General features: G+C 70.5%; 6 protein-coding genes. 3 read left to right on the forward strand and 3 right to left on the reverse strand.

The features are described from left to right. The first annotated feature begins 207 nt into the window (after positions 1-207). Entirely contained in the window at positions 208-891 is a 684-nt protein-coding gene (locus VB737_RS14070; RefSeq protein ID WP_500313875.1) for a DoxX family protein, read from the forward strand. Between the two features lie 55 nt (positions 892-946). After that, a complete protein-coding gene (locus VB737_RS14075) occupies positions 947-1,465 on the forward strand; it encodes a hypothetical protein (protein WP_500313876.1) in 519 nt (172 codons plus the stop codon). Between the two features lie 24 nt (positions 1,466-1,489). Here the strand turns inward: VB737_RS14075 and VB737_RS14080 are convergent, their stop codons facing one another. The 3 genes from VB737_RS14080 to VB737_RS14090 all read right to left on the reverse strand — a co-directional run bounded on the left by VB737_RS14080 (position 1,490) and on the right by VB737_RS14090 (position 5,270). Beyond that, a complete protein-coding gene (locus VB737_RS14080; protein ID WP_500313878.1) occupies positions 1,490-2,536 on the reverse strand; it encodes a YcgJ family protein in 1,047 nt (348 codons plus the stop codon). Between the two features lie 212 nt (positions 2,537-2,748). Next, a complete protein-coding gene (locus VB737_RS14085; protein ID WP_500313880.1) occupies positions 2,749-3,171 on the reverse strand; it encodes a cupredoxin domain-containing protein in 423 nt (140 codons plus the stop codon). After that, the gene (locus VB737_RS14090) at positions 3,168-5,270 is read right to left on the reverse strand and encodes a copper-translocating P-type ATPase (RefSeq protein ID WP_500313882.1); all 2,103 of its coding nucleotides are present in this window, start codon (positions 5,268-5,270) and stop codon (positions 3,168-3,170) included. The genes VB737_RS14085 and VB737_RS14090 overlap by 4 nt, the downstream gene beginning before the upstream one ends. An 87-nt stretch (positions 5,271-5,357) precedes the next feature. On the opposite strand from VB737_RS14090, the gene VB737_RS14095 reads away from it, so the two are divergent. Further along, positions 5,358-6,293, forward strand: a 936-nt coding sequence (locus VB737_RS14095; protein ID WP_500313884.1) for a glycoside hydrolase family 3 protein, incomplete at its 3' end; no start/stop codon positions are given.

Raw genomic sequence — 6,293 nt, forward strand, 5'->3', positions numbered from 1 at the left:
CTTCAGCGCCGCCGCCGACGCGATCCAGGAACGGCACGGCTCGCGCCGCTCAGGCCTTCCCCCCTCCGACAGGCGGAGCGGCGGCGGCCGTCGCCGGGCGCCGCGGCTGGCCGAAGGTCAGCTCAGCCTGGACCTGGGACTGGAGGCGGAGGGCGCTTCACGTTCCGTTACCTGAGGCGACAGAATCTTCATAATTCTCCCCCGACCATGACCACCACTGTCCTGCTCGAGATCTTCGCGGGCTTCTTCACCGCCTTCATCGCCCTGTGGATGCTGGCGCTCAACCGTCCACCGGTCGCCGCTGTCGTGCCCACGGCCTTGGACGAGCGCACGGCGGCGCCTGCCTCCGCCACCGCCATGGCCGCAACGGTCCGCCAGATCCTGAGGTCCTACCTCCTGCGGGAAGGGCTTCTGGCCAACGTCGGATTGCTGATCCTGCGGCTGGCGATCGGGGCGATGATGATCCACCACGGCCAGGACAAGCTGGCCGATCCGCAGGCGTTCGCGACCAACTATGTGGTCCCCCTGCACCTGCCCTTCCCTGTGTTCTTCGCCCACGTGGCCGGCTACTCGGAAATCCTGGGCAGCTGGCTGCTGATCCTCGGCCTGCTCTCGCCCCTGGGGGCCCTGGCCCTCACCGGCACGATGGCCGTGGCCGCCTACCACCACATCCTCACCAGCGGTTTCAACATCTACGTGCTGGAGCTGGTGGTGCTCTACCTGGGCGGCAGCCTGGCCCTGCTTCTGGTCGGTCCGGGCCGCTACTCGTTTGATGCCGGCATCGTCGATGGCTTGATCGGTGATCTGGAGGCCGAGGGCGATCCGGACGCTGCACCTTCGGCTGGCACCACCGCCCTTCCCGCCTACGGCCTGGCGACCGAAGCCGGCTGAACCCGATGGGTTCCGCTCACCCATGGCAGGCTGGACATCTCGCACCGCCGTTGCCATGACCCGCGAGCACGACCCCTTCCGCATCCCCCGCGCCGGCTGGGAAGCGGCGCCCCTGGCGGGCCTGGCCTCGGTGGATCTGAACCGCAACGGCGGCGCCTTCAGCGGCGGTGAATTCGTCTCGGAATCCACCGTCGGCGGGGTGCTGCTCTACGCCACCTACCAGGCCCTGCTGAGCGCCCTGCGCACCGAGGCCCTGCGCAAGCGCGGCGAGATCGACCGGCTGACCCAGGTGCGGCTGGTGCTGGCCACGAGCCTGGAATCCGCCAAAACCGGTGTGGCGGTGGGGGCCGTGCTCTCGGTGGTGCTGCTGGTGTTCCCCTGGCTGGCGGCGCCGATGGCCCTGGTGGGGGTGGTGGGCACCGCCAAGGCCTCCCTGGACCTGTTCCATGCCTTCTGGGATGGCCTCGACGCCGAGCAGAAGCTGCAGGTCACCATCGCCGCCCACGAGGCGGGCGTGAACCTGCGCCGCTTCTTCAGCAACGCCGGCGAGGGACTGGGGCCGATCGCGGGCTGAGCGGGGCTCCCTGACCGGCCCCCCTCAACGCCCCCCCCCGAACAGTTGCTGCAGCAGCCCGCCCAAGGCCTGGCCCAGGGCTTCGCTGTCGCTGCCCTGCACCACCTGCCCGTTGGCATCCACGGGCTGAAGGGCCTGGTTGAGCTGGGTCGTGGTGGCCGTCGTGGTGCTGCGGAAGCCCAGGTTGAAGATCCCGCCCCAGCCCAGCTGGATGTCGGAGCGGACCTGGTCGGCGTTGACGCTGGACTGGACGGCGGCGGCTGAGCCGTTGGGCATCTGGATGCTCCAGGGGCCGTTGCCCTGGGCGGTGAAGCGGAGCGTGCGCAGCGGGTTGGAGGCCGGCAGCCTCTCAAAGGTGAAGGCCAGGGTCTTGGAGCCGTTGACGTTGTTCTGGACGATCTCGTAACGGCAGGTGCCGTTGTAGATGGAGATCCCGGCGTTGGTCCAGGCGCAGGTTCCGCTCTGGCGGGTGCGGGTGAACGGCGCCTGGAAGCTGTTGGTGGGGGGTTGGCCGGTGGCCGTGCCGCCGCCCGGCCCCCAGGTGGAACCGGCACCGCCGATCACCGTGCCCTGGCCGCCCGGGACACCGGCTCCGGCGCCGAACACCCAGGGGTTCAGCTGTGGGTCGAAGCTGGTGCGCTGGCGGTTCGTCCAGCAGCCGCGCAGGTTGAAGTTGCAGTAGCGGCCGTCGGCGAAGGTGACGTCGACGATCGGATTGTTGACCAGATTGTTCTCCAGGGTGCGGCGCGCCCGGCGTCCGAATTCCCGCTCCGTCTCGGCCAGGGCGGCCCCGCTGGCGTTGAAGCAGACGTTCACGGAGCTGTCGCAGATCACCCCCTGCACCGGGAAGGACAGGGTCCTGTTGCCGGGTTGGCCGTAACTGCCCCCCCCGGATCCGCCCCCGCCACCCCAGGGCGAGGTCTGCACCGGCGTCTGCTGGCTCGGGGCCCCCCAGGGATTGCCCTGGGCCCATGCCTTCGGTGCCGCCACCGCCAGGGGCAGGGCGACAAGGGGCAGGGTGACGAACAGCCGCGAGGCCTGGCTGAAGATTCCGGTGAGAAGCCTGCTCATCAATCGTGGGACCCATTCGCAAGCAATGGAATCAAGACTATCAGGATTGGTCTTTCGAACCCAATTGATCTGACAATCTGCAGCAACCAAGCAGAAGAATTGTCAAGCTTGATGATCACAGTGCAGCTTGATTATCACAATGCAGCCTGGTGATCACAACGCAGCCTGGTGAGCACAGGCCGGCGCGAAAGCCGCTTCCCAGCCCCTGCCCCTCACTCCACTTCCAGGCTGCCGCGCACCATGGCCATGCCGCAGTGGAACGGGTAGGAACCCGGCCGCTCCGGCAGCAGTTCGATGCTGGTGGTGGCCCCCAGGGGCAGGTCGAGGCTGCGCTGGAAGTCCGGGAAGATCACCCGGGCCACGCAGCCGCTGGGATCGGTGCGGTGAAACAGCAGGCGCACCGGCCGTCCCGCCTTCACCCGGACATGGGCCGGCGAATAGCCGCCCTGCACGGTGATGTTGATCTCCTGCATGCCCTGACCCGCTTCGCCGGCCGCCACGCCGGCGCCCCGGGAGCCGAGGAACCACCAGAGCTCCGCCGCGATCAGGGCCAGCCCGACCGCCGCCACCAGCACCTGCAGGGCCAGCGGCTGGGGAATCGTGCGCCAGAGCGGCGCGGCCTCGGAGGGTGTCATGCCCCGGCCCCCGACGGACGCAGGCGGGGCCGGAAGCGACGCAGCCGCAGGGCATTGCTCACCACCGACACCGAACTGAACGCCATGGCGGCCCCCGCCAGCATCGGGTTCAGCAGCCAGCCCGTGAGCGGGAACAGCAGACCGGCGGCGATCGGGATCCCCGCCACGTTGTAGGCGAAGGCGAAGAACAGGTTCTGGCGGATGGTGGTCATGGTGTGGCGGCTGAGCTCGATCGCCGCCGGCACCCCACCCAGATGGCCCGAGAGCACGGTGATGTCGCTGGCGGCGATGGCCACATCGGTGCCGGTTCCCATGGCGATGCCCACATCGGCCCGGGCCAGCGCCGGGGCGTCGTTGATGCCGTCACCCACCATCGCCACCGGGCCCTGCCCCTGCTCCTGCAGCTGCTGCACCACGGCGGCCTTGTCGCCGGGGTGCACCTCGGCGATCACCCGCACGATGCCCACATCGGCCGCCACCACCTCGCTGGTGCGGCGGGCGTCGCCGCTGAGCAGCACCACCTCCAGCCCCAGGCGCCGCAGGGCGGCGACGGCGGCATGGGCCTCGGGTTTGATCGGATCGGCGATGCCGAAGCAGGCCTCGATCCGCCCCGCCACGGCCACGGCGGCCACGCTGCGGGCGGCCCGCTCCAGGTGCGCCACCACCGGATCCAGGCTGGTGGTGTCCAGGCCCAAACTGCGCAGCCAGCGGGGGCTGCCCACCCGCACCTCCTGTCCGGCCACGCTGGCCATCACACCAGAGCCGGTCTCGGACTCGAAGCTCTGCACCGGGGGAGGCGCCCCGTCGCCGCAGCGGCTGGAGGCGTAGGCGACGATCGCTTCCGCCAGGGGATGCTCCGAGCGCGACTCCACGGCCGCCACCAGGGCCAGGAGCGTCCCGACGGGCATCCGGCCGCCATGGAGCCGCTCGAAATCGGTCACCTCCGGCTGGCCCATGGTCAGGGTGCCGGTCTTGTCGAGCACGGTGGTGCGCAACCCACCGGCCGTTTCCAGCGCCTCGGCACTGCGGAAGATCAGACCGTTCTCGGCCCCCTTGCCGGAGGCCACCATGATCGCCGTGGGGGTGGCAAGACCCAGGGCGCAGGGGCAGGCGATCACCAGCACGCTGACGAGAAACAGCGTGGCCAGCACCAGGTTGCCGCTGACCAGGAACCAGACCACGAAGGTGGCGATCGCGATGGCGATGACCACCGGCACGAACAAGCCCACCACCTGATCCGCCAGGCGCTGCACCCTCGTGCGGGAGCTCTGGGCCTGGCGCACCAGCGCGACGATGCGGGCCAGCATCGTGTCGTCACCCACCCGCGTGACGCGGAAGGTGAAGCTGCCGCTGCGGTTCATCGCGGCGCCGATCACCCCGTCCCCGGGGCCCTTGGCCACCGGGGTGGGCTCGCCGGTGAGCATCGATTCCTCCACCCAGGAGCTGCCCTCCACCACCACCCCGTCGAGGGGCAGCTTCTCGCCGGGCCGCACCTGCACCAGGTCCCCCACCTTCACCGTGGCCACCGGGACCTCCGTGGCGATCCCCTCCCGCAGCACCCGGGCCGTGGGGGGCTGGAGCTGGAGCAGCCGCCGGATCGCCTCGGAGGTCTGGCCGCGGGCCCTGGCCTCCAGCAGCCGGCCCAGCAGCACCAGGGTGAGGATCACCGCGGCGGTTTCGTAGTAGACGTCGGCCGGCAGCCCTTCGGCGGTGAGCACCTCCGGAACCAGCGTCGCCACCAGCGAGGCCAGCCAGGCGATGCCGGTGCCGGCGGCCACCAGGGTGTTCATGTCGGCGCTGTGGCGGCGCAGCGACGACCAGGCCCCGGTGAAGAACTCCCGCCCGCACCAGAACAGCACCGGGGAACTCAGCACCAGCTGGGTCCAGGGGCTGGTGAACCAGGCCGGCAGCCAATCCAGGTGCATCCCCAACATGTGGGGCAGGGTGGCCACCATCACCAGCAGGGTGAGCACGGCCGCCACCGACAGGCGGCGGCGCAGCACGGTGAGCTCCCGCGCCAGCTCCCATTCCATCCCCGTGGCCGGCATGGCCGCCGGCTCGGCAGCGCAGCAGGGCGAGCCCAGGGTGGTGATGCTCATCGCAGGCGAACCGTTGCCGGGAGCTTGAGATTCACCGTACGGGCTCCACTGGGCTGGAGAGTCAAGCCCCGCCCCTAGGCTGAAGTCGTGCCCACCTGCCCCGACTGGAGTCGCCTGGAGACGCAGGCCCGGACCCAGCTGCAGCAGCTCAGCCTGGGTGAGAAGCTCGCCATGCTCGACGGCGACACCCCGTTCTGGGGGGGCCTGGCGGCCATCGCCCTGCACGACGCGTCCCACCGCCGCCCGTGGCCGGCCGGGGTGGTGGAGCGCCTGGGCATCGGCGGGCTGCACTTCGTCGATGGCCCCCGCGGTGTGGTGCTGGAGGGCGGTGCCACCACCTTCCCCGCCCCCATCGGCCGCGGCGCCAGCTGGGACGTCGATCTGGAGGAGCGGATCGGCGAAGCCATGGGGCGGGAGGCGCGAACGTTCGGCGCCAATCTCTTCGGCGGGATCTGCGTGAATCTGCTGCGCCATCCGGGCTGGGGCCGGGCCCAGGAGACCTACGGCGAGGACCCGGTGCACGTGGGCACCCTGGGGGCTGCGGCAACCCGGGGCGTGCAGCGCCATGCCATCGCCTGCCTCAAGCATTTCGCCCTCAACTCGATCGACAGCGCCCGGTTCCGCGTCGATGTGACGGCCAGTGAGCGGGTGCTGCAGGAGCTCTACCTGCCCCAGTTCCGTGACGGCGTGGAGGCCGGCGCCCTGGCGGTGATGAGCGCCTACAACAGCGTCAACGGGGCCTGGTGCGGCCAGCATCCCCATCTGCTGCGGGAGATCCTCAAGGACCGCTGGGGCTTCCGCGGCTTCGTGCTCACCGACTTCATCTTCGGCCTCCGCGACGGTGTGGCGGCGATCGAGGCCGGCCAGGACCTGGAGATGCCCTTCCGGATGATCTTCGCGGCCACGCTGCCGGCGGCGGTGGCGGCGGGGCGGGTGCCGGAGGCCCTGATCGATGCGGCGGTGCTGCGGCTGCTGCTGGCCCAGGCCACGGTGCCCGCCGGCGCCTATCCAGTGGCCCTGCGC

This window comes from Synechococcus sp. BA-120 BA3 (genome assembly GCF_034931285.1).
Taxonomy (GTDB): domain Bacteria; phylum Cyanobacteriota; class Cyanobacteriia; order PCC-6307; family Cyanobiaceae; genus Cyanobium.

Coding starts and splice junctions, on each gene's coding strand:
- VB737_RS14085 (WP_500313880.1), bottom strand. CDS start 3,171: ATGACACCCTCCGAGGCCGCGCCGCTCTGGCGCACGATTCCCCAGCCG.
- VB737_RS14070 (WP_500313875.1), top strand. CDS start 208: ATGACCACCACTGTCCTGCTCGAGATCTTCGCGGGCTTCTTCACCGCC.
- VB737_RS14075 (WP_500313876.1), top strand. CDS start 947: ATGACCCGCGAGCACGACCCCTTCCGCATCCCCCGCGCCGGCTGGGAA.
- VB737_RS14090 (WP_500313882.1), bottom strand. CDS start 5,270: ATGAGCATCACCACCCTGGGCTCGCCCTGCTGCGCTGCCGAGCCGGCG.
- VB737_RS14080 (WP_500313878.1), bottom strand. CDS start 2,536: ATGAGCAGGCTTCTCACCGGAATCTTCAGCCAGGCCTCGCGGCTGTTC.